This window comes from Vibrio sp. M260112 (genome assembly GCF_036533775.1).
GTDB lineage: Bacteria > Pseudomonadota > Gammaproteobacteria > Enterobacterales > Vibrionaceae > Vibrio.
The window spans coordinates 228,057-248,732 of the sequence record NZ_JATABH010000001.1; the positions used below are offsets into that span (position 1 = coordinate 228,057).

Annotated in this window: 21 protein-coding genes and 1 pseudogene; 12 read left to right on the forward strand and 10 right to left on the reverse strand. The window is 44.3% G+C overall.

What is annotated here, in order from left to right:
- Nucleotides 1-21: 21 nt before the first annotated feature.
- Nucleotides 22-1,206 (reverse strand): pentaheme c-type cytochrome TorC, encoded by a 1,185-nt coding sequence (torC, locus tag QTN95_RS00905; RefSeq protein ID WP_331415999.1) that lies wholly within the window; start codon nucleotides 1,204-1,206, stop codon nucleotides 22-24.
- Between the two features lie 49 nt (nucleotides 1,207-1,255).
- Nucleotides 1,256-1,435: a trimethylamine N-oxide reductase system protein TorE gene (torE, locus tag QTN95_RS00910; RefSeq protein ID WP_004413423.1), complete on the reverse strand. Its 180-nt coding sequence runs from the start codon at nucleotides 1,433-1,435 to the stop codon at nucleotides 1,256-1,258.
- 441 nt (nucleotides 1,436-1,876) lie between these two features.
- Between torE and QTN95_RS00915 the strand changes: the two genes are divergently transcribed.
- Both QTN95_RS00915 and QTN95_RS00920 read left to right on the forward strand, forming a co-directional pair.
- Nucleotides 1,877-2,671: an ABC transporter permease gene (locus tag QTN95_RS00915; protein ID WP_331416000.1), complete on the forward strand. Its 795-nt coding sequence runs from the start codon at nucleotides 1,877-1,879 to the stop codon at nucleotides 2,669-2,671.
- Nucleotides 2,672-2,891: 220 nt separating this feature from the next.
- Nucleotides 2,892-3,017: a hypothetical protein gene (locus QTN95_RS00920; protein WP_331416001.1), complete on the forward strand. Its 126-nt coding sequence runs from the start codon at nucleotides 2,892-2,894 to the stop codon at nucleotides 3,015-3,017.
- Between the two features lie 58 nt (nucleotides 3,018-3,075).
- Here QTN95_RS00920 and focA read toward each other — a convergent pair whose 3' ends face one another.
- Entirely contained in the window at nucleotides 3,076-3,918 is an 843-nt protein-coding gene (gene focA / locus QTN95_RS00925) for a formate transporter FocA (protein ID WP_269377350.1), read from the reverse strand.
- 545 nt (nucleotides 3,919-4,463) lie between these two features.
- On the opposite strand from focA, the gene QTN95_RS00930 reads away from it, so the two are divergent.
- Entirely contained in the window at nucleotides 4,464-4,697 is a 234-nt protein-coding gene (locus QTN95_RS00930; protein ID WP_331416002.1) for a TIGR02647 family protein, read from the forward strand.
- Here the strand turns inward: QTN95_RS00930 and QTN95_RS00935 are convergent.
- Nucleotides 4,690-4,875, reverse strand: a complete 186-nt coding sequence (locus QTN95_RS00935; protein WP_331416003.1) for a hypothetical protein — start codon at nucleotides 4,873-4,875, stop codon at nucleotides 4,690-4,692. The genes QTN95_RS00930 and QTN95_RS00935 overlap by 8 nt on opposite strands.
- Before the next feature lie 85 nt (nucleotides 4,876-4,960).
- A pseudogene (locus QTN95_RS00940) lies at nucleotides 4,961-5,179 on the reverse strand (chlorhexidine efflux transporter); the annotation flags it as partial.
- Between QTN95_RS00940 and QTN95_RS00945 the strand changes: the two are divergent.
- Genes QTN95_RS00945 through QTN95_RS00955 form a run of 3 tightly spaced genes read left to right on the forward strand, consistent with a single transcriptional unit; the run spans nucleotide 5,146 to nucleotide 7,043 of the window.
- Nucleotides 5,146-5,571, forward strand: a complete 426-nt coding sequence (locus QTN95_RS00945) for a LysR substrate-binding domain-containing protein (protein ID WP_443088841.1) — start codon at nucleotides 5,146-5,148, stop codon at nucleotides 5,569-5,571. The pseudogene QTN95_RS00940 and the gene QTN95_RS00945 sit on opposite strands and share 34 nt — an antisense overlap.
- Nucleotides 5,571-6,392 carry an NAD(P)H-binding protein gene (locus tag QTN95_RS00950; protein ID WP_331416005.1) on the forward strand — a complete coding sequence of 274 codons (822 nt, stop codon included), beginning with the start codon at nucleotides 5,571-5,573 and terminating at the stop codon, nucleotides 6,390-6,392. Before QTN95_RS00945 ends, QTN95_RS00950 begins: the two co-directional genes overlap by 1 nt.
- Before the next feature lie 15 nt (nucleotides 6,393-6,407).
- Nucleotides 6,408-7,043, forward strand: coding sequence for a YdcF family protein (locus QTN95_RS00955; protein WP_331416006.1), 636 nt, complete (start codon nucleotides 6,408-6,410; stop codon nucleotides 7,041-7,043).
- A 67-nt stretch (nucleotides 7,044-7,110) separates the two neighbouring features.
- Here the strand turns inward: QTN95_RS00955 and clpA are convergent, their stop codons facing one another.
- Together clpA and clpS are read right to left on the reverse strand one after the other, a co-directional pair.
- Nucleotides 7,111-9,381, reverse strand: a complete 2,271-nt coding sequence (gene clpA, locus QTN95_RS00960; RefSeq protein WP_331416007.1) for an ATP-dependent Clp protease ATP-binding subunit ClpA — start codon at nucleotides 9,379-9,381, stop codon at nucleotides 7,111-7,113.
- A gap of 42 nt (nucleotides 9,382-9,423) precedes the next feature.
- On the reverse strand, nucleotides 9,424-9,744 hold the full coding sequence (gene clpS / locus QTN95_RS00965) for an ATP-dependent Clp protease adapter ClpS (protein WP_331416008.1): 321 nt from the start codon (nucleotides 9,742-9,744) through the stop codon (nucleotides 9,424-9,426).
- Between the two features lie 463 nt (nucleotides 9,745-10,207).
- Between clpS and cspD the strand changes: the two genes are divergently transcribed.
- Nucleotides 10,208-10,429 carry a cold shock domain-containing protein CspD gene (gene cspD / locus QTN95_RS00970; protein WP_331416009.1) on the forward strand — a complete coding sequence of 74 codons (222 nt, stop codon included), beginning with the start codon at nucleotides 10,208-10,210 and terminating at the stop codon, nucleotides 10,427-10,429.
- Between the two features lie 74 nt (nucleotides 10,430-10,503).
- Here cspD and QTN95_RS00975 read toward each other — a convergent pair whose 3' ends face one another.
- The gene (locus QTN95_RS00975) at nucleotides 10,504-12,729 is read right to left on the reverse strand and encodes an NADP-dependent isocitrate dehydrogenase (protein WP_331416010.1); all 2,226 of its coding nucleotides are present in this window, start codon (nucleotides 12,727-12,729) and stop codon (nucleotides 10,504-10,506) included.
- A gap of 291 nt (nucleotides 12,730-13,020) precedes the next feature.
- Here QTN95_RS00975 and QTN95_RS00980 point away from each other — a divergent pair, with 291 nt between their 5' ends.
- The gene (locus QTN95_RS00980) at nucleotides 13,021-13,713 is read left to right on the forward strand and encodes a pseudouridine synthase (RefSeq protein WP_331416011.1); all 693 of its coding nucleotides are present in this window, start codon (nucleotides 13,021-13,023) and stop codon (nucleotides 13,711-13,713) included.
- Between the two features lie 19 nt (nucleotides 13,714-13,732).
- Here QTN95_RS00980 and QTN95_RS00985 read toward each other — a convergent pair whose 3' ends face one another.
- Together QTN95_RS00985 and aspS are read right to left on the reverse strand one after the other, a co-directional pair.
- Entirely contained in the window at nucleotides 13,733-14,767 is a 1,035-nt protein-coding gene (locus QTN95_RS00985; RefSeq protein ID WP_331416012.1) for a GGDEF domain-containing protein, read from the reverse strand.
- 124 nt (nucleotides 14,768-14,891) lie between these two features.
- Entirely contained in the window at nucleotides 14,892-16,670 is a 1,779-nt protein-coding gene (aspS, locus tag QTN95_RS00990) for an aspartate--tRNA ligase (RefSeq protein WP_138972427.1), read from the reverse strand.
- Nucleotides 16,671-16,944: 274 nt separating this feature from the next.
- Here aspS and QTN95_RS00995 point away from each other — a divergent pair, with 274 nt between their 5' ends.
- The 4 genes from QTN95_RS00995 to QTN95_RS01010 all read left to right on the forward strand — a co-directional run bounded on the left by QTN95_RS00995 (nucleotide 16,945) and on the right by QTN95_RS01010 (nucleotide 20,673).
- Nucleotides 16,945-17,826, forward strand: a complete 882-nt coding sequence (locus tag QTN95_RS00995) for a DUF72 domain-containing protein (protein WP_138972426.1) — start codon at nucleotides 16,945-16,947, stop codon at nucleotides 17,824-17,826.
- Between the two features lie 111 nt (nucleotides 17,827-17,937).
- The gene (cmoA, locus tag QTN95_RS01000) at nucleotides 17,938-18,675 is read left to right on the forward strand and encodes a carboxy-S-adenosyl-L-methionine synthase CmoA (protein WP_138972425.1); all 738 of its coding nucleotides are present in this window, start codon (nucleotides 17,938-17,940) and stop codon (nucleotides 18,673-18,675) included.
- Between the two features lie 63 nt (nucleotides 18,676-18,738).
- A complete protein-coding gene (cmoB, locus tag QTN95_RS01005) occupies nucleotides 18,739-19,710 on the forward strand; it encodes a tRNA 5-methoxyuridine(34)/uridine 5-oxyacetic acid(34) synthase CmoB (protein WP_269377182.1) in 972 nt (323 codons plus the stop codon).
- Nucleotides 19,711-19,929: 219 nt separating this feature from the next.
- Nucleotides 19,930-20,673 (forward strand): ATP-dependent zinc protease family protein, encoded by a 744-nt coding sequence (locus QTN95_RS01010; protein ID WP_331416013.1) that lies wholly within the window; start codon nucleotides 19,930-19,932, stop codon nucleotides 20,671-20,673.
- Nucleotides 20,674-20,676: the final 3 nt, after the last annotated feature.

Here is a 20,676-nt window from a genome sequence, read left to right on the forward strand (position 1 = left end):
AATTACTCCATCCGACGCTTATTAGTGGTGACCTTCAGCATAATCTGAAGAGTGCTTCTGTAGATATTTCAGGATAAGTGCTTCGCTATCTGTATCCAAGTTAACGAACGCAAGCATACCGTCGAACATACCAGGCCATGTGTTGGCATCAAAGTGCGCTTCAGCTGGCTGTGTATGACAGACTGAACAGTTTGTCTTGTACGCTTCCTTCGATTTTTCCCACACTGGAGTGATATCGTTCAGCATAGATTCTTTCTTGATCCATACTTTCGCAGCCACTTTCTCCCAAGGAAGACCCGTTAGCTCGTCTACTCGCTTCTCACCTGTTGTCACCACGTTGCTGTCAGTTGATGCTTCTTTAAGAAGTGAAGCCACCGCAATGTTTTTGCCGAAATCTTCTTGAATCACGCGACCAAAGCCTTTCGCTTTGCGCCAGCCATCGATTTCGATTTCAGCAAAGTCACCTTTGTCTGCAATCACTTTTACCGTAGATGCAGGGTTTAGTAGACCCGCTTCTTGAGTACCTTCAGCATCGAAGTACACTGGCAAGTGACGAACACTCACTAATGACTGACCAACACCATAGTTGGTATTTGATGCCAATGCTTCTAAATCGCCAACGATACCGCCGATGCTGTCCATGCCAGCTGGAAGTTTGTGTGCAATACCTTTATGACAGTCAACACAGCTTTGATCTTTCTCAGCCGCTTGCTTCATTTGGATGCGAGCAGTAGGAGACATTTGCTCGAAATCCATCGATTCGTAGTTGTGACAGTTTTTACACTCTAGAGATTTGTTTGCAGAGAAACGATCCCATTCGTGTTTAGCAAGTTCGATACGACGCTCTTCAAACGCACCTGGTTCATCGTAATTACCAAATACTTGAGCGAATACTTCTTTAGATGCCTGCATTTTACGTGCAATTTTGTCAGTCCAGTTATGTGGTACGTGACAGTCAGGACATGTCGCACGAACACCAGAGTTGTTTTTCCAGTGAACGGTTTCTTGTAGCTCAACGTATACGTTGTCACGCATTGTGTGACAACTGATACAGAACTCTTCTGTGTTGGTCGCTTCCAGTGCTGTGTTAAAGCCACCCCAGAAAATAACACCAGCAATAAAGCCGCCCATAGTCAGCACACCAAGGCTGATATGAACTGCAGGGCGCGTCATTGTACGCCACAGCTTGATGATAAATGATTTCATAGTTTGCTCTCTTAAAATCTGTTCAAAAATGTGGAAATGAGCTCACGGCTTACATGCCGTGTGCACCTGGAGGTCCGAAGAAGAACACTTGCATTGCCCATACAAGGAATCCGTAACCACCAACAAATGCCACACTCAACACAGGGAAGAGAACGACCGCGATGAAGAGGAATGACTTCCACTCCAAAGAGCGTTTTTCACCACTCTCGATTTTATTAACATCACTCATACATTTGCCTATTTTGTATCTAGTGTTATTTGGATAGCTCTTATGATTGAGCTAAATTTCTTCTATCTCTAAGCAGAAATGTTAGACCATACTATAAGTAGGGTTCAATCAATTCCGGACGTTCTGCCCTTGTTATCCAACACTTTTTTGAGCTCATCCAGAGTTGTGTTTAATTGCATTCTGATGTGTCAATATACGCCTAAATATGAAGAATTGTTAATAGTAAACAAACTGTTAAATCATCCTATTATGCGCATCATTTAGATAACATTTATTAACATATACCACTTTAGAGGCACACATCTATCGTGCCAATTTTAGCCCATTTGTAACGGTGATGTAGCTAAAATGAGTGCTTTTTCTTATGTTTACCGAATTCAAGACAAGGTGAGGTTGTTCTGTAGTCTGATAAACTAGCGACGGACTAATTGAGGGAAAATTATGGACAGTGTTATAGACATAGATTGGCTGGTTTTGGCGATATTCTTCAGCTTGCTAGCTGTCCCACTAGTTTGCGATCGCTACTACCAGCTTGATCTAGGAAAGGATATTTTCATCAGTGTGGCACGTATGACATTGCAGCTTATACTGGTCGGCATCTATCTAGAATACTTATTTACTATCAATAGCTTAATTGTAAATTTACTTTGGCTGATACTCATGTTGCTCATTGGTTCCAGTGCCATCATTAGCAAAGCCAAATTGCCCGCCTCTAAGCTCATGCTGCCCATCACAACAGGTTTGGTTGTGGGGCTTTTGCCGATACTTTCAATTATCACGTTATTGGTCATCAAACCCATCCCGCTGTTTAATGCTCAATATTTAATTCCCCTTGCAGGTATGCTTTTGGGTAACTCTATGAGTGGTAATATCGTCTCTATGCAGACCTTTTTCTCAGGGCTCGAAACTCGTCGCAGTGAATACGAAGCCGCGTTGTCTTTAGGTGCATCCCCATATTACGCCACTCAACCCTTTGTGCGTGATGCGATTCGTCGTTCACTCGCTCCGACCATTGCCACAATGGCTACGACAGGTTTGGTTACCCTACCGGGAATGATGACTGGGCAAATTTTAGGCGGCGCAAGTCCTATTATCGCCATTAAATATCAGTTAATGATCATGGTTGCGATCTTTGTGATGATGACGATTTCTATCGTCTCTGCGCTCAAGCTGACGGTGAGAAACTGTATTAGCAAGGAAGGACGTATACTGGTTCACATCCCATCTACCAAATGATCTCGTAAGTTGTCTCAATGGGATTTTGGATCTTATCCACAGATTCTGTGGATAACCGTGGTGATACATCCATTACAACTGGTCTATCCAGAGCTTACAGAGAGGTCAATAAAAAAATTTCTTTGCATTCATGCGCATAAAATTTAATTCACGCAACGTAATAATCTTGTCATCTGACCCACTTAGGTTGTCACTCAGGACTTACTAGAGGGATAAAGTAATGTATTTCGATGGCAGTGACGCTACCAATACTGATAGCGAGAATAGTGATTTTCGTGACTGGCTAAAAGATGAGCCAAGAGAGATTCAGGCGTTAGATGAATGGCTGGGTATCGAATATCGATAAGCGGTTTTGCTACTAAAAAAAGCTCACAAATGTGAGCCTTATATCAAGAGATATGCGGTTAGTCTCTTAGATAGATCAACCAGTACCACATTCCGACAAACACTCCGCCGCCAATAATGTTACCTAGTGTCACTGGAATTAGGTTGTTAGTAATAAAATCGATCATGTTCAGGTCGGCATAATCAGCAATATTCGCACCCGTCATCTGCCAAAACTCAGCTGGCGCAAAATACTTGATGCCGATAGCCATTGGCACTTGGAACATGTTCGCAATACAGTGTTCAAATCCAGCAGATACGAACATCGCGACAGGTAAAATCATCACTGCAATCTTGTCGGTAAGTGTACGTCCACTAAAGGTCATCCATACAGCGACACAGACTAGTACGTTACACATTACCCCCAAAGCAACAGCGGATAAAAACGTGTGATGTAGCTTATGCTGGGAAATCGCCATTGCGTTAAGGCCAACCTGCCCATGGTCAAACATGTACTGTTTGGTCATCAACATACAAACAACAAGCAACAAGGCACCAATAAGATTTCCACCGTAGACAACCAGCCAGTTCTTAAACAGCATTTTCCACGTAATCTTGCCACTGGCACGCGCCACTAAGGTCAAAACAGAACTGGTAAACAGCTCCCCACCCGTCACTACCACAAGGATCAGACCTAAGCTGAAGGCAAGACCACCCAGCAGGCGTGTGATACCCCAAGGCAGGTCACCTGCACCTGTCGTTACTATGGTATAGAACACAAATGCGATACCAATATGGATACCTGCGGAGATCGCCAATAGGAATGATTTAACAGGATCTTTGGTTGCTTTGCCTACGCCAATTTCTGCCGCACGCTCAGCCATTTGAGGAGGTAATAATGAATCAAACTGATTGAGATTTATCATCGGGAAACATTTTGCAACATATGGGTTAGTGGGCGCGGATAATTACGTGAATTGTGATCAAATTCAAGCGTTAAATCATTCAAGTAGATAAAATCTTTTTCACCTCATGAAAACTAAGGCTAATACAAAGATAAATTTAGATAATTGCTCACTAAATCAATTGCAAATGGCATTTAAAATCAAAAACTTAAACATCAATTACTACTAAAGTAGAGAGCTGATTATTGTTTTAGTTTGAATATTCATAATAACAAACTTTATTATGCTTGTTGGCTATTAGACATTAGTATACTGACCCATTTCGCCATAACTTAAATCCCTAACATTAGGAAGATTACCCCTAATAATGACAAGCCAATATTCCGCTTAGCAGATAATTCTTTGATTCTGATCTAGTCTCTCTTCGATTGCACAGCAGATAACCAATTTCGTTCTATCCTGTTGTTAAAGTAAGGCTTGGATAACATTTCTCAACTCATTGAGTTGCCGATTCACATCATCCTGATTACCTTGAATCCAGTACGTTCGATAAGGAATTAATTATGAAATTTACGCCTGACCATATGGCTGAACTTAATCTCTTGCTTCAGTTTGATATCAGTAGTACTGCAACCGGTATTAAAGTTCACCATGACGCTTCTGAAGAGATGCAGGCGGCTGTACAGCGCCTATATGAGAAAGGGTTGTGCACACTTCCTGATGGTGGCTACTTAACTGACGAAGGTATTGAAATGGCTGAACACGCAGACAAAGCTCTGCGCGTACTTTCTAGTTAGTTTCTTGCATCCCTTGCTCTGAGGCAGGCAATGTGACCCCAAGTAGTTGGGTCTGGTTATGTTGTTCTATGATTGCCTCAACATCGATCTTCTCTAGACCTTGATTGAAGATAGCACGCCAGTTGTTCCCTTCTGGCGTGTTTTTGAATGCAAGATAGAGTAACTTACTCTCCAACATCCTACTGTTCATCCTAATCATCTTCGACAGCATCTTCTCACGCGGGTCGATACGGATTAAATAATAGGACGCTCTCCGCATTGCGCTAAACTCTTGCTGTTAACCATCTATAAGGTTGCACTCGGTCATAACACCAGTTAAATCCAGTCGCGTAGAAAAAGAAGAACACGAGAAATCCTGCTTCCAACATTATCGCTTCTAGAACTCCTATGGCTAAAAACCACGCAATGCTCGGCACCGTAATAAAAATCAGCCCTCCTTCAAAACCGCATGTATGCAGCAAGCGCACTCGTAACGTTCGTTGAAGTGCAGTCTGCGGTGAGTCAGAAACATCCACTTGCAATGCAAACATCTGCTAATGTCGATCAACTGTTGCTTCACCGCCAATTGTTGTTACGCTCTAGAAATAACAAAGTCAGCGGATTTCAGCAGGCATACAGCCCCGATATTTGGTACGCAGATAGCTACCACGTATTATTAGGCTTAATCGCTCAAGGCTTTGGCTGGGGATTTTTACCCACTAATATCGCCGCCAATGCTTGTGAAGAAAATCAGATTAAGCGAATTCCGATCGAGTTTGAGCGGCTACAATGGCAAGCCAATGTCGATGTGGTTCAGCACCAAGGGTTCGCAAATAAACCAGTACACAAGCTTCTTCGTACAGAGCTTCGTACGCTCCTATCAGGGACGAAATAATGAAAAAGATAACTATCGTAGGTGGAGGGTGGTTAGGTAAACCACTTGGCCAGTACTTGACCTCTATTGGACACAGTGTCCATGTCAGTAAAACGACACCAGAAGGCATTAAGGAACTTGAACAACTCGGTATCAATAGTTTCGTCGCGAACCTAGCGAATGGCAGTAACGATCTCGACCAACAGCTTAGTTCAACTCCAACTGACATCGTGATTGGCTGTTTTCCTCCGGGGTTTCGCAAACAGAGTGGTCAAGACTACGTTGGGAACTGGCAAACGCTGATTGCATCTGCGCAAAACAATGGGGTTCAACGGGTTGTTATGGTTAGTTCTACCACTGTGTACCCTAACCTAGCTCAAGAGATGGTCGAGGAGGATGCGACTCTCGATAAAAGTATCGATAATCCTGAGTTTAGTGACAATGCCAAGATCATGTTGCAGGCTGAGCAGCACCTAATTGATTCTAGACTCAGCTACGCAATTGTTCGTTGCAGTGGATTGGTTGGCCCCAACCGACATCCCTCTCGATTTGCGGCGATGTTAAAACAAGTTAGCGACCAAGCTCCTGCTAACATGCTTCATTTGCACGATGCTGTAGGGGTCGTAAGTTTTATGGCCTTGAACAGCATAGATGCCACCGTCAACGCCACCACCCCGAACACGGTGAATAAGGCAGAATACTATCAGGCGGCGTTAGACAGTGTCGCAAGCGATAACAAGTTACCCACTCTCGTGCATGTCCCAGACAAACGCATCATCGCTGATAAACTTATTTCGTTAGGTTATCGCTTTCATTTTCAACACACCTTAGATGCACTCTAGAAAGGTCAACCTCTTATGAGTCAATTAAAACTCTACCAGCAGATTGAACATTTATGGCAGTACATGCAGCTTTCAGACACCTTACAGCGGTCTGATTGCATCTTTGTGCTTGGAAGTAACGATATCCGCGTTGCGGAGTATGCGGCTCATCTCTATCTTGCAGGATGGGCGTCTAAAATCATCTTTTCGGGGGGCACTGGCCGATTAACTGAAGGTGTTTTTACTTCAAGTGAAGCCCAGACTTTTGCCGATTACGCGAAAGATCTTGGTGTACCAACGGCTGACATTATTGTTGAAGATAAAGCGACCAACACTGGTGAAAATGTTCGTTTCACCTACCAGTTATTGCAAAATCTAGGGCTAAATTTTGAGTCGTTTATCTTGGTTCAAAAACCGTACATGGAGCGACGTACCTACGCGACTTTCGTTAAGCAATGGCCTGCTCCTTGTCAGCACATTTGTGTCACGTCATCCAAAACCACTTTCTGTGATTACTTCAACGAGGACATTGACCTGACAACGACAGTGACAGCAATGCTGGGAGATTTCGAGCGAATTAAAGACTACCCCAAGCTCGGTTTCCAAGTTGAACAATCCATTCCAACGAGCGTAGAAAGTGCTTATCAGGCGGTGAAATCTGTTTTTGGTTAACGACCAGCTTTAAGCCGATAAACAAAAAGCCAGAGCAATGCTCTGGCTTTGTTTACATTTCCGTGTCTTAAGGATGAATGGCCGCTTCTTTCTCACTGTGATACTCGAACTTTAGCTCATCATCATTGAGATCAACTTTCACTGTACCGCCATCCACTAAAGAACCAAATAGCAGTTCATTCGCGAGTGGTTTCTTCAGTTGCTCTTGGATAACACGCCCCATAGGACGAGCACCCATGGCTTTGTCATAACCTTTAACTGCAAGCCAATGGCGAGCATCATCCGAAACTTCGAGCGATACACCACGAGCATCAAGCTGCGCTTGTAGCTCAACAATGAATTTGTCGACAACCTGATGGATCACATGTTCATCTAAGCTGTTAAACCAAATGATGTTATCCAAACGGTTACGGAATTCTGGCGTAAAGACCTTCTTGATCTCCGACATCGCATCATGACTATGATCTTGTTGGATCAAACCGATAGATTTCTTTACGGTCTCCTGAACACCAGCATTGGTGGTCATCACCAAAATAACGTTACGGAAGTCAGCTTTACGGCCATTGTTGTCCGTCAAGGTACCATTATCCATAACTTGCAGTAGCAGGTTAAAGATGTCTGGATGCGCTTTCTCGATTTCGTCGAGCAGAACGACTGAGTGAGGATGTTTGATGACGGCGTCCGTCAGCAAACCACCCTGATCATATCCGACGTAACCCGGAGGCGCACCAATCAAACGGCTCACCGAATGACGTTCACCGTATTCAGACATATCAAAGCGAAGTAGCTCGATACCAAGTAATTTCGATAATTGAACCGTGACTTCAGTCTTACCTACCCCCGTCGGGCCTGCAAACAAGAATGAACCCACTGGTTTATGGTCTGCACCAAGACCCGCGCGAGTCAACTTGATCGCTTCGCTAAGTACATCGATGGCATCATCTTGACCAAACACCAGCATCTTCATCTTCTCATCGAGCTTTTGCAGTATCTCTTTATCTGAAGATGAGACAGATTTTTCAGGTATACGTGCCATTTTAGCAACCATAGCTTCAATGTCTGCAACACCTACGGTTTTCTTACGACGACTCGCTGGAGCCAAACGACTGCGAGCACCTGCTTCATCAATAACGTCAATCGCTTTATCTGGCAAATGACGCTCATTAATGTATTTAGCCGATAGCTCAACCGCCGCACGAAGTGCTTTATTGGTGTAACGCACTTCATGGTGTGCTTCATACTTAGGTTTCAAGCCCATAAGTATCTTAGTGGTGTCATCAAGAGACGGTTCAACCACATCGATTTTTTGGAAGCGACGCGATAGCGCACGCTCTTTTTCAAAGATGTTGCTGTACTCTTGATAAGTTGTCGAACCGATACAACGCAGTTTGCCGCTGCTTAGTAATGGCTTGATTAGGTTTGCCGCGTCAACTTGACCACCAGAGGCGGCACCTGCACCGATAATTGTGTGAATCTCATCGATAAACAGGATGGCATCGTCTTCTTTTTCTAGCTGTTTAAGAATCGCTTTAAAACGTTTCTCAAAGTCACCACGGTACTTAGTACCCGCAAGTAGCGAGCCAATATCCAACGAGTAGATCACACTGTCAGCGATAATCTCAGGCACTTGGCCTTCCACAATTCGCCATGCAAGACCTTCAGCGATCGCCGTTTTACCAACCCCTGCCTCACCGACCAGTAATGGGTTGTTTTTACGACGACGGCACAATACCTGAATCGTTCGTTCTAGTTCTTTCTCGCGACCAATCAGTGGGTCTATCTGCCCTTGTTTTGCAATATGGTTAAGATTCGTTGCAAAGCTCTCTAGGCGCTCCTCTGAACCAGTATCCTCGACGTTGTCGCTGAAAGAGTCAGAGGAATGAGAGTCATCACTCGAACTCGACGCTTTGGTAATACCGTGAGAAATAAAGTTAACAATATCTAGGCGGCTAATGTCGTTTTTCTTGAGTAGATAAGCCGCATGAGACTCTTGTTCACTAAAAATCGCCACAAGGACGTTTGCCCCTGTTACTTCACTGCGGCCAGAAGATTGAACATGGAATACTGCGCGTTGCAAAACGCGTTGAAAACTCAAAGTGGGTTGCGTTTCGCGAGTTTCGTCGTTTTCTGGAATGAGAGGGGTAGTTTGATCAATGAAAACATCCAGTTCACTACGAAGCGAATCTACATCTGCCTGACATGCCTGCAAAGCCTCTCTCGCTGCATCGTTTTCTAACAATGCTAACAGGAGGTGCTCGACAGTCATAAACTCATGTCGTTTGTCTCTAGCGCGAGCGAATGCGCTGTTTAGACTCGACTCTAATTCTTTATTCAGCATAAGTACCTCCTATAAGAACAACTTAGGTTGCTCGAACAAGCGTTAGGCTTGTTCCATTGTACAAAGCAAAGGGTGATCGTTTTCCTTAGAATACATTGTAACTTGCGCTACTTTGGTCTCAGCAACTTCTGCAGTATACGTGCCACAAATTGCTTTTCCCTCATAATGCACCTGGAGCATCACCTGCGTTGCTTTGTCGATATCCATAGAGAAAAAGCGCTCTAGGATCTCAATCACAAAGTCCATTGGTGTGTAGTCATCGTTGTTTAGGACAACGTTATACATGGACGGTGGCTTAACTTTTGTTTTCTCTAACTCCAGCAGATCTGAATCTGGAGTAACCCATTCAAAATGTTTGCTCATGACTATTAGACGTTGATGTTTGACTCTTTTAATTTTACCACTTCACAGAGCAGAAGTTTTGAATTTAGTTCTTACTATTCCGAACAAAACGCTGCAATTAAATTTTGTTCTTACTTAGAGACTAATGCAGCAATTGCGTCGCTGCAAATAAAAGATTTCTATCGGCGGAAGAGATGTATCTAATTGATTAAAAAGAAACCAAAAACAATAACAGCCACTTATAGATTATCGATATTTATCAAGCCAAATCGTTGCAAAAATGTAAATCTCAAAAGTGATTTGTTTGTAAATATGTAGACTGTAATACCTTTTTCCTATTGACTGTGCTCAATCATTGGCTACATTGGTCAAATAGTGACTGAAAATTTGGCAGCGGCTGAATGGAAATTCACTTTCTGTTTACAAGGAATCAATGTAAACATTCAAACAACATCAGTAACAAAATGCATGAGGGATGTATAGCATGGCTACAGGTACAGTAAAATGGTTTAACAACGCCAAAGGATTTGGTTTTATCTGTCCAGAGGGAGAGGATGGAGATGTGTTTGCACATTATTCAACCATTAAAATGGATGGTTATCGTACTCTGAAAGCTGGCCAACAAGTGAATTTTGAAGTGGAAGAAGGACCTAAAGGCTATCACGCAAGCTACGTAGTTCCGGTTGAAGCTCAACCAGCAAAATAAAATCGCTGCCAACTTAATCGTTTTAAACATAAAAAACCCGCTTTTCAGCGGGTTTATTGTATCTAATGTCTGACTTAGCCGTTGATGATTGCGTTAAGTGTTTCGCTTGGGCGCATCAAAGCTGACGCTTTTTCAAACACAGGTACATAGTAGCCACCTAGGTCACCAGCGACACCTTGTGCATCATTCAATTCTGCAACAATCTTCTCTTCTTGCGCCGCAAGTGCTTGAGCGATTGGCGCAAATTCAGCAGCAAGCTCAGCATCGTCAGATTGTGACGCGAGTGCCTGTGCCCAGTATGTTGCTAGGTAGTAATGGCTACCACGGTTGTCTAACTCGCCTACTCGACGCGAAGGAGACTTGTTGTTATCTAGGAAGTCACCTGTTGCTTTGTCCAGAGCGTCTGCCAGTACTTGCGCCTTAGCATTGCCTGTTACTGTACTTAGGTGCTCAAGAGAAGCGGCAAGAGCGAGGAACTCGCCTAGTGAATCCCAACGTAAGTGGTTTTCTTTCTCTACCTGCTGAACGTGCTTAGGAGCAGAACCACCCGCACCCGTTTCAAATAGACCGCCACCGTTCATTAGAGGAACGATGGATAGCATCTTCGCTGACGTACCAAGCTCAAGAATCGGGAACAAGTCAGTTAGGTAGTCACGAAGAACGTTACCCGTTACTGAGATCGTATCTAGGCCTTGCTTGATACGCTCTAAAGAGAACTGACAAGCTTCTAGTGGAGCAAGGATCTTGATCTCTAGACCTTCGATATCGTGTTGAGGCAAGTACTGGTTTACTTTCTCAATCAGCTGAGCGTCATGAGCGCGGTTTTCATCTAACCAGAAGACCGCTGGCGCACCCGTTGCACGTGCACGAGTGACTGCAAGCTTGACCCAATCTTGGATTGGTGCGTCTTTAACCTGACACATACGGAAGATATCGCCTTCTTCTACTGATTGCTCCAGTAGCACTGCACCGGATGCATCAACGATACGCACTGTGCCCGCTGCATCTAGGATAAAGGTCTTATCATGAGAACCGTACTCTTCGGCTTTCTGAGCCATTAGACCAACGTTTGGTACGCTGCCCATTGTCGTTGGATCGAATGCACCGTTCTCTTTACAGAAATCAATCACAGCCTGATAGATTCCTGCATAGCAACGATCTGGGATCATCGCTTTAGTGTCTTTCTGCTTGCCGTCCGGTCCCCACATTTGACCCGACGAACGCAACATTGCTGGCATAGAAGCATCGACAATGATGTCACTTGGAACATGTAGGTTTGTGATGCCGCGATCTGAGTCAACCATCGCCAAAGGCGGTTGAGTTTCGTAAACAGCCTGTAGAGCCGCTTCAATCTCTTCTTTCTGTGCCGCAGGAAGCGTTTGAATCTTAGCGTACACATCACCCAGACCGTTGTTTACGTCAACGCCAAGCTTATCGAATAGGTCGCCGTATTTCGCAAATACGTCTTTGTAGTACACTTTAACAGCATGACCAAAAATTACTGGATCAGAGACTTTCATCATTGTCGCTTTCATGTGCAGAGACAATAATACGTCTTGCTGTTTTGCTTCTTCGATTTGCGCTTCAAAGAACTCCACTAGGGCTTTCTTGTTCATTACTGAGCAATCGATAATCTCTTTATCTTGCAGTGCAAAAGGTGCTTTAAGCTGTTTTACTGAACCCGCTGCATCAACAAACTCAATGGCAACTTTTGTCTCACCTGAAACGGTATGAGATTTTTCACTACCGAAAAAGTCGTTGTCTGCCATGCTAGAAACGTGTGACTTCGAATCTTTAGACCATGCACCCATTGAATGTGGGTTCTTCTTCGCATAGTTCTTTACAGATAGAGGAGCACGACGGTCAGAGTTACCTTCGCGCAAAACTGGGTTTACCGCACTACCTTTAATTTTGTCGTACGTTGCTTTGATAGCTTCTTCTTCGTACGTACTTGGTTCTTCAGGGTAGTTAGGTAGGTTGTAACCTTTTTCTTGAAGCTCTTTAATCGCGGCTTTCAACTGAGGGATAGAAGCTGAGATATTAGGTAGTTTAATGATGTTTGCTTCTGGTGTTTTAGCCAACTCACCAAGTTCAGTCAGTGCATCACCAATGCGTTGTTCTTCTGTTAGGTGCTCTGGGAAGTTAGCAATAATACGCCCAGCTAGAGAGATATCACGTGTATCAACGTTGATACCTGAAGAAGCAGTAAACGACTGAATAATTGGAAGAAGTGAATATGTCGCTAGCGCAGGTGCTTCATCAGTAATGGTGTAAATAATTGTAGGTTTTTCTGTAGGCATGAAATTTCCCTATTGTTCTAGCAAAGCCATCGGATGAGTAGCTTTGTGTAAATGGCCGGCAACAAGTTGATTATTCATCCCCTCACTTGTCGCGTTTTGTCCGTCTCTTTTTGTTTTGGTCGCTTCACAGCGAGTGACTTGAGCGCGGTTAGTTATAATTAAACAAAAACATGATAATAGTCTATTATCTTGTTCAACAATCCTGTTTTCGGGCGCGCAAATGATAGCTCATCTAAGCCGCTGAAGAAACTTTACAACACACTTTATTTACATTTTTGCAAGGTAGTTAACATGTCATCACGCACTCGCCGTGACTCATCTTCTGCGACATCGAGAAAGCAACGCTCTGGTTTTAAACACAAAAAATCAAATGGTGGAACCAATAAACCTTCTTCCAATGCTCGTAAAGCCTCTCCGTCAAATAAGCCCAAAATCTCGCTGCAAGATCGCAAGGTCATCGTGTTTAATAAACCGTTTGACACTTTAAGCCAGTTTACGGATGGTGATGGACGAAAGACTTTGGCAGACTTTATTCCCGTGAAAGGTGTTTATGCCGCAGGCAGACTCGATCGAGACAGCGAAGGTTTACTGCTATTGACGAATGATGGCATTCTACAAGCCAAACTTACGCAGCCTAGCTCTAAATCACCTAAGACCTATTGGGTACAAGTCGATGGCGCACCTTCCGAAGATGATTTGGACAAGCTGCGTAAAGGGGTTGAACTGAAAGATGGAATGACACTGCCTGCTGGCGTTGAGATTATGCCTGAACCGAACGTGTGGCCACGCACCCCACCCGTTCGCTTCCGCGCAAATATTCCAACAACTTGGCTAGCAATCACCATTGTTGAAGGCCGCAATCGTCAAGTTCGTCGCATGACAGCCAACATAGGTTTTCCAACTTTACGATTAATCCGTCACTCCATCGGAGAGATCACGCTGGGTGATTTACAACCTGGGGAATGGAAAGAAATAACGCTCTAATTGCACAGCAGCAATCGAGTTAAGCGACCGCTTTTCCTTGAAAAAAGGAGCACTTCTTCCCTGCTTTTTTGGCTAAGTACAGGCCGTTGTCTGCTTTAGACAACGTCTTGTCTAGACCTTCATTAAGGGTGAATTGCTCAACTCCCGCGCTGAAAGTGACATGAATGTTCCGTGAGTCGAAAATTATTGGACTTTCCATGACACTGCTTTGTAACTGCTCAATCAATTGAGGCAATCCAACGTCGGCCACTCGTTTGGGTTCGAGAAGGACGACAAACTCCTCGCCTCCCATTCGATAAATTTGTTGGCGAGTGACGACTTTATCTAAACGCCTGACGACCTCTTTTAACACCTCATCTCCACCAGCATGACCATAGTTGTCATTGATCGCCTTGAAATCATCCAAATCTAATGCAAACAGATAACAGCCATTGAGCGATAGTGGGTTTTGTTTGAACGTCGTGACTAAAGCTAAACGGTTTTGTGCACCCGTTAGCGCATCTTGATGTGCCAAAGAATTAAGTTGTTCAACCCCTCGCACGCGACTATCTTCATAGACGTGAGAAATCGCCCAGACAAATATGTATGCCATGGCGAGATTCAAATATGTCGCAAAATAAGTCATCAACTGCTCACCGAGCGAATAATAAAGAACTGTGACCTCTAAGCAGAGAAAAATAAGACTCCAAATAAATCCAATCCTGATCCCTAAGGCGAGATAGAATACGGTTGGCAACACCACCGCCCACAAATAAACCGTGCTCTCTGTTCGGCTAACGTATGTTCCATAACTGATTAAAAAAGTTAGAACAACACAATGGAATCCAAGAAACCAATTCGGCTGAGTCGATTTTCTTACATGCTGAAGCATGGTAAAAGAGACGACAAAATAAACAAGCTCTATAATACCCAACAACGTCGCGTTTTTTCCAAAATAGAAAACATTGGTTAAGCCGAATAACAATGATGTCCCGCCTAAAACAACACACATACCAACTAAGACTTTGCGCCTAAGTTGGTAGGTTGCGTCGCATTGAATCAGGTGATCGTTCATATCTGTATCTATTACCCAAAAGTGTTACGTATTTTTAACACAATGACGCATAATATTCATGCTTTGAATGTAAAAAAGCCGCTTGTTTCCAAGCGGCTGCAAATAGATTGATGTGACTCGAAAATTATTCCGCGTCTTTTTCTTTTGCTGCTGTGACAGCGATAGCCAACTCTTCAAGCGCCGCCGGATTCGCTAGGCTTGGAGCATCGGTCAGTAGACATGAAGCCGCTGTTGTTTTCGGAAACGCAATAACATCACGGATGTTCTCAGTACCGCATAGCAGCATAACTAGACGGTCAAGACCGAATGCTAAACCTGCGTGTGGAGGCGTACCGAACTTAAGTGCGTCTAATAGGAAGCCAAACTTAAGCTGCTGCTCTTGTGCATCGATACCTAGAATGTCAAATACTGCTGCTTGCATTTCTGCGTTGTGGATACGTACTGAACCACCACCCACTTCATAGCCATTTAGCACCATGTCGTATGCGTTAGAGTTCGCAGCTGCTGGGTTCGCTTTTAGCTCTTCCGCGTTAACACCTAGAGGTGATGTGAATGGGTGGTGCATTGCATGCAAGTTGCCTTCGTCGTCTTCTTCAAACATTGGGAAATCAACAACCCATAGCGGCGCCCATGCAGATTCATTGGTTAGCTCTAGATCTTTACCTAGTTTCAGACGTAGAGCACCCATTGCTTCAGCAACGATGTTTGCTTTGTCTGCGCCAAACAGGATGATATCGCCAGTTTCAGCTTGCGTACGATCTAGAATGCCGTTGATCACCTCTTCGCTTAGGAACTTAGCAACTGGAGACTGAATACCCTCAATGCCTGCTGCACGGTCGTTAACCTTCATCCAAGCTAGACCTTTCGCACCGTAGATACCAACGAACTCGCCGTAAGCATCAATTTGCTTACGTGTTAGTGACGCGCCACCTGGTACACGAATAACAGCAACGCGGCCTTTTTCGTCGTTAGCAGGCGCTGAGAATACTTTGAACTCAACGTCTTTCACTAGGTCAGCGATGTCTACAAGCTCTAGTGGGTTACGTAGATCTGGCTTATCAGAACCAAAACGACGGATAGCTTCGCTAAACGGCATTACTGGGAATTCACCGAGATCAACGTTAAGCAGCTCTTGCCACATTTCACGGATCATTTTCTCAGTTGTCGCGCGAACTTCATCAGCCGACATAAATGACGTTTCAATATCGATCTGAGTGAATTCAGGCTGACGGTCTGCACGCAAGTCTTCATCACGGAAACACTTAACGATTTGGTAGTAACGGTCAAAGCCCGACATCATTAGCAGCTGTTTAAATAGCTGTGGAGACTGTGGTAACGCGTAGAAGCTACCTTTATGAACGCGGCTTGGTACCAAGTAGTCACGAGCGCCTTCAGGGGTCGCTTTCGTCAGAACTGGCGTTTCGATATCTAAGAAACCGTTGTCATCTAGGAAACGACGGACAAAGCTTGACGCTTTTGCGCGTAGTTTGATGCGGTCACTCATTTCTGGACGGCGAAGATCCAGGTAACGGTATTTTAAGCGTTGCTCTTCAGAGTTCTTCTGATTGAAGTCCAGTGGTAGAACATCACTGCGGTTAATGATTTCTAGACCTTTGGCGATAATTTCCACTTCACCCGTAGCCATGTCTTTGTTCACTTGGCTTTCAGGACGTACTCGTACTTCACCAGTTAGTTTGATACAGAACTCATTACGTAGAGTGTTTGCGATTTCATACGCGTCTGCCATATCTGGATCGACAACAACCTGAACTACGCCTTCACGATCTCGCATATCAATGAAAATAAGACCGCCTAGATCACGACGACGGTTAACCCAGCCGCAAAGTTCTACAGTTTGTCCTGCAAGGGACTTGTTCAGGTGACCACAGTAATGGGTACGCATAATGAATTTCCCAATCTCTTTAAATTTGTTGATTACTATCTATCGGTGTTAACTTTACCGATAGAGCAAAGTTCCATTTATACGCTGAAAGTTGGTAGAGATCGACTACCCAGCATACAATTTATTGCGATTTATCATCTATTGATGCTTTTTAAAGCAATAAAGGCGTAAAACAGCATCAATGTAAGATAATTGGCGCTGATTATAGCCCCATAATGGGTGGTTCGGCAAAGCTCTATTCTTCTAATCAAATCATGGGTGTTAAGTACAAAATATGGACCGTTTACCCGTCAGACTCGGGCTGACCATGTGGTCTCACAACAATTGGCAGCAAAGCTTTTACGGAAAAGGGACTAAACCCTCTGAAAGGCTAGAAAAATATGCGCGCGTCTTTCATACCGTGGAGGGGAATACCACCTTCTATGCAACCCCGACATTAAGCACTGTCAATAATTGGAAAGCAGCCACTCACGACGAGTTTCGTTTCACCTTCAAGCTACCCCAAGCTATTACTCATCAACAAATGCTGCGAGGCAGCCAAAGTCAGTTGAAAGAGTTCATGCACATCATGCAACCGCTGCATGATCGGATTGGTCAATGGACGATCCAGCTTCCCGCTGCGTTTTCACCCGAGCATCTCGATATATTGAAGAAATTTTGTGCCCTATTTCCACCCAACTTTCCTATCGGTGTTGAAGTGCGCCATCCGGCTTTTTTTGCTAAAGGCGAAGCGGAAATTGCCTTGAATCAGTGGCTGATCGAAAGCAATTACGATCGCATAATCATGGACAGCCGCCCTGTGTTCTCTGAACCACTTGAGCCAACACACCCCCACTACGAGTCCTTGCTTGACGCCCAACAGAAAAAACCCAAAGTACCTGTCCATGCTATCGCCACGGCAAGTCAGCCGATGGTGCGTTTTATTGGCCACCCACAAGAAGAGAAGAATCTCGCCTTTTTCCAGCCATGGTTAGCTAAACTGCCTCAGTGGATAGCGCAGGGAAAACAGCCATATTTGTTTATTCACACGTCGGATAACCTTATCGCTCCGGAGCTGGCTGCAACCTTGTATAAGAGTTTGCAGCAACAGACCCTTTTGCCTGACTTATCACCATTTCCAGCAGACGATGGCGTATCACAGCTTCAGATGTTCTAAAGAGAATCACCACAAAACATGACACAGGCGTTTATTTCTCATAAAATACGCGCCTTTTTAATAGCTGTAGACCATGTTGGCGACCAAGCCGACATCTAGTGAGAACCGAGTATGAACCCTAAGAGCAATCCAGATACTATTTTTTCGGCTCCAATCGATAAAATTGGGGATTTCACCTTTGATGAACGTGTCGCAGAAGTGTTCCCAGACATGATTCAACGCTCAGTACCTGGCTACAGCAATATCATCTCAGCGATTGGTATGCTGGCGGAACGCTTCGTCAAGCCGCATTCAACCATCTACGACCTAGGTTGTTCACTCGGTGCTGCAACGCTCTCGATGCGCCGTCACATCAATCAAGAAGGCTGTAAAATCATCGCCGTAGATAACTCATCTGCCATGGTAGAACGCTGTAAGCTACACGTAAACGCGTATCGAAGTGACACGCCAGTGGAAGTCGTTGAAGCGGACATCCGCAATATTGAGATTGAAAATGCCTCTGTTGTGGTACTTAACTTTACCCTGCAATTTTTGTCTCCTGAAGACAGATATGCCTTACTTGAAAAGATCTACGCTGGTTTACGTCCAGGTGGGATTTTAATTCTGTCTGAGAAGTACGTGTTTGAAGACCAAGTGTCCAATGAGCTTCTGATTGATCTCCACCATGATTTTAAACGAGCCAATGGCTACAGCGAACTTGAGATCAGCCAAAAGAGAAGTGCCATCGAAAACGTAATGCGTCCTGACTCAAAGCAAGAGCACAAAGCGCGTTTTAAAGCGATTGGCTTCACTAGCTACGATGTCTGGTTCCAATGCTTTAACTTTGGCTCTATGTTCGCGATTAAATAGCGAGAAATTTTTCGACTCACTCATTTTGTGTCAAATTTTTAATTTAATATCAGTGATAAGACTATGTTTAATTTTGCTAATTTCTACCAGTTGATTGCTCAAGATACTCGCCTTCAACCTTGGTTAAACGTACTCCCTCAGCAGCTAACCGACTGGCAAAATGCGGAACATGGTGACTTTGGTCGCTGGGTCAAGGCATTGAACAAGATCCCACAAGGCTCGCCTGACCAAGTCGATCTAAAAAACTCTGTCACTCTTGCCAATGACACGCCTTTTCATCAAGGCGAGTTGAACAAGCTTGAAAGCCTGTTGCGCACATTCCATCCGTGGCGTAAAGGCCCGTACCATGTTCACGGCATTCATATTGACACCGAGTGGCGCAGTGACTGGAAATGGGATCGCGTACTGCCACACATTTCACCACTGAAAAACAGAAGTGTGCTTGATGTCGGTTGTGGTAACGGTTACCACATGTGGCGCATGCTGGGTGAAGGCGCTCGGCTCACTGTCGGTATCGACCCTTCTCACCTGTTTCTGATTCAGTTTGAAGCGATACGTAAACTGATGGGTGACGATCAGCGTGCGCATCTGCTACCTCTAGGTATAGAACAACTTCCTAAACTGGAAGCGTTCGACACTGTGTTTAGCATGGGTGTGCTCTATCATCGCCGCTCTCCACTGGATCATCTTATCCAATTGAAAGACCAACTGGTTTCTGGTGGAGAACTGGTGTTAGAGACATTGGTTATCGAGGGTGATGAGACTTCTGTACTTGTTCCTGTTGATCGCTACGCTCAGATGCGTAACGTCTATTTCTTCCCGTCAGCAAAAGCACTCAAGGTTTGGTTGGAACAAGTGGGCTTTGTCGATGTGCGTATTGTCGATGAAAATGTCACAAGCGTTGGAGAGCAACGTACTACTGAGTGGATGACTCACAACTCTTTGCCTGATTACTTAGACCCGAATGACCCATCGAAAACCGTCGAAGGTCACCCAGCACCAAGACGCGCGATTCTGGTTGCTAAAAAACCATAAATATTGACAGAGAGTTAACCCAAGTTCGACTTGAAAACGTTTCTCTCGTATCCAATAGCCAATACAATAATAAGGATGCTCAGCATCCTTATTTTTTGCGTATGATCATCCCTTCCTCAAATTTTGAGAGCATCAATCCAATTGCTGCTTGTTTGCGATAAAATATATACGCTAAACTTCTTATTTAATTAATAATTCTATTTACGTTCAGGTTTCTCAATGTTGACAAGATTGACCCCTTTAATGGCCATAATGCTAGTCTCTGGTTGTACGCTGACAAACAGCGAACAGCTCCACCAAGAAACACTTGCAGCCATTCAGGCTTCAGAAACAAATCTCACCACTCAATACGAAAACCTAGCTTTGCAATTGAGCAACCAGTCTGATTACATCGAGAGTCTTGAGGATCAGGTCAACTTACTTGAACAGCAGTTGTCCGATTTCAGAACTGAAGCGATGAATGAAGTCCGTAAAACTGCGGCGCCAGTCGTCCTCACTACCCCTGCTCCAGCCCAACCAACTCCGACTCATGGCATCGTGCTCGGCGAAGTAGAAAAAGTCACCATTGATTCAATCAAGCAATCTTTTGACGCGCGTGTTGATACCGGAGCTGCGACATCATCACTCAACGCTATCGATATTGAAGAGTTCGAGCGCAATGGTAAGAATTGGGTGCGCTTCCATCTTTCAGATGGAGAGAAAACACTTGATGAATCTAACTGGATCGAAGCGCCTATTCTTCGTTTCGTAAAAATTCGCCAATCAACCAATGAAGAAATCGAAAGACGAGCGGTGATTGAATTGTGGGTTAAACTTGGAAAAATCCATGAAAAAGCGCAATTTACTTTGGCGGATCGTTCTCAGATGAGTCATCCTGTACTACTAGGACGCGAATTCATCCGTGATATAGCTGTCGTTGATGTAAGTAAAAAATACATCCATACGGAAAACCAAGAAAAATAACAA

Coding starts and splice junctions, on each gene's coding strand:
- torC (WP_331415999.1), bottom strand. CDS start 1,206: ATGAAATCATTTATCATCAAGCTGTGGCGTACAATGACGCGCCCTGCA.
- torE (WP_004413423.1), bottom strand. CDS start 1,435: ATGAGTGATGTTAATAAAATCGAGAGTGGTGAAAAACGCTCTTTGGAG.
- QTN95_RS00915 (WP_331416000.1), top strand. CDS start 1,877: ATGGACAGTGTTATAGACATAGATTGGCTGGTTTTGGCGATATTCTTC.
- QTN95_RS00920 (WP_331416001.1), top strand. CDS start 2,892: ATGTATTTCGATGGCAGTGACGCTACCAATACTGATAGCGAGAATAGT.
- QTN95_RS00930 (WP_331416002.1), top strand. CDS start 4,464: ATGAAATTTACGCCTGACCATATGGCTGAACTTAATCTCTTGCTTCAG.
- QTN95_RS00935 (WP_331416003.1), bottom strand. CDS start 4,875: ATGTTGGAGAGTAAGTTACTCTATCTTGCATTCAAAAACACGCCAGAA.
- QTN95_RS00945 (WP_443088841.1), top strand. CDS start 5,146: ATGTATGCAGCAAGCGCACTCGTAACGTTCGTTGAAGTGCAGTCTGCG.
- QTN95_RS00950 (WP_331416005.1), top strand. CDS start 5,571: ATGAAAAAGATAACTATCGTAGGTGGAGGGTGGTTAGGTAAACCACTT.
- QTN95_RS00955 (WP_331416006.1), top strand. CDS start 6,408: ATGAGTCAATTAAAACTCTACCAGCAGATTGAACATTTATGGCAGTAC.
- clpA (WP_331416007.1), bottom strand. CDS start 9,381: ATGCTGAATAAAGAATTAGAGTCGAGTCTAAACAGCGCATTCGCTCGC.
- clpS (WP_331416008.1), bottom strand. CDS start 9,744: ATGAGCAAACATTTTGAATGGGTTACTCCAGATTCAGATCTGCTGGAG.
- cspD (WP_331416009.1), top strand. CDS start 10,208: ATGGCTACAGGTACAGTAAAATGGTTTAACAACGCCAAAGGATTTGGT.
- QTN95_RS00975 (WP_331416010.1), bottom strand. CDS start 12,729: ATGCCTACAGAAAAACCTACAATTATTTACACCATTACTGATGAAGCA.
- QTN95_RS00980 (WP_331416011.1), top strand. CDS start 13,021: ATGTCATCACGCACTCGCCGTGACTCATCTTCTGCGACATCGAGAAAG.
- QTN95_RS00985 (WP_331416012.1), bottom strand. CDS start 14,767: ATGAACGATCACCTGATTCAATGCGACGCAACCTACCAACTTAGGCGC.
- aspS (WP_138972427.1), bottom strand. CDS start 16,670: ATGCGTACCCATTACTGTGGTCACCTGAACAAGTCCCTTGCAGGACAA.
- QTN95_RS00995 (WP_138972426.1), top strand. CDS start 16,945: ATGGACCGTTTACCCGTCAGACTCGGGCTGACCATGTGGTCTCACAAC.
- cmoA (WP_138972425.1), top strand. CDS start 17,938: ATGAACCCTAAGAGCAATCCAGATACTATTTTTTCGGCTCCAATCGAT.
- cmoB (WP_269377182.1), top strand. CDS start 18,739: ATGTTTAATTTTGCTAATTTCTACCAGTTGATTGCTCAAGATACTCGC.
- QTN95_RS01010 (WP_331416013.1), top strand. CDS start 19,930: ATGTTGACAAGATTGACCCCTTTAATGGCCATAATGCTAGTCTCTGGT.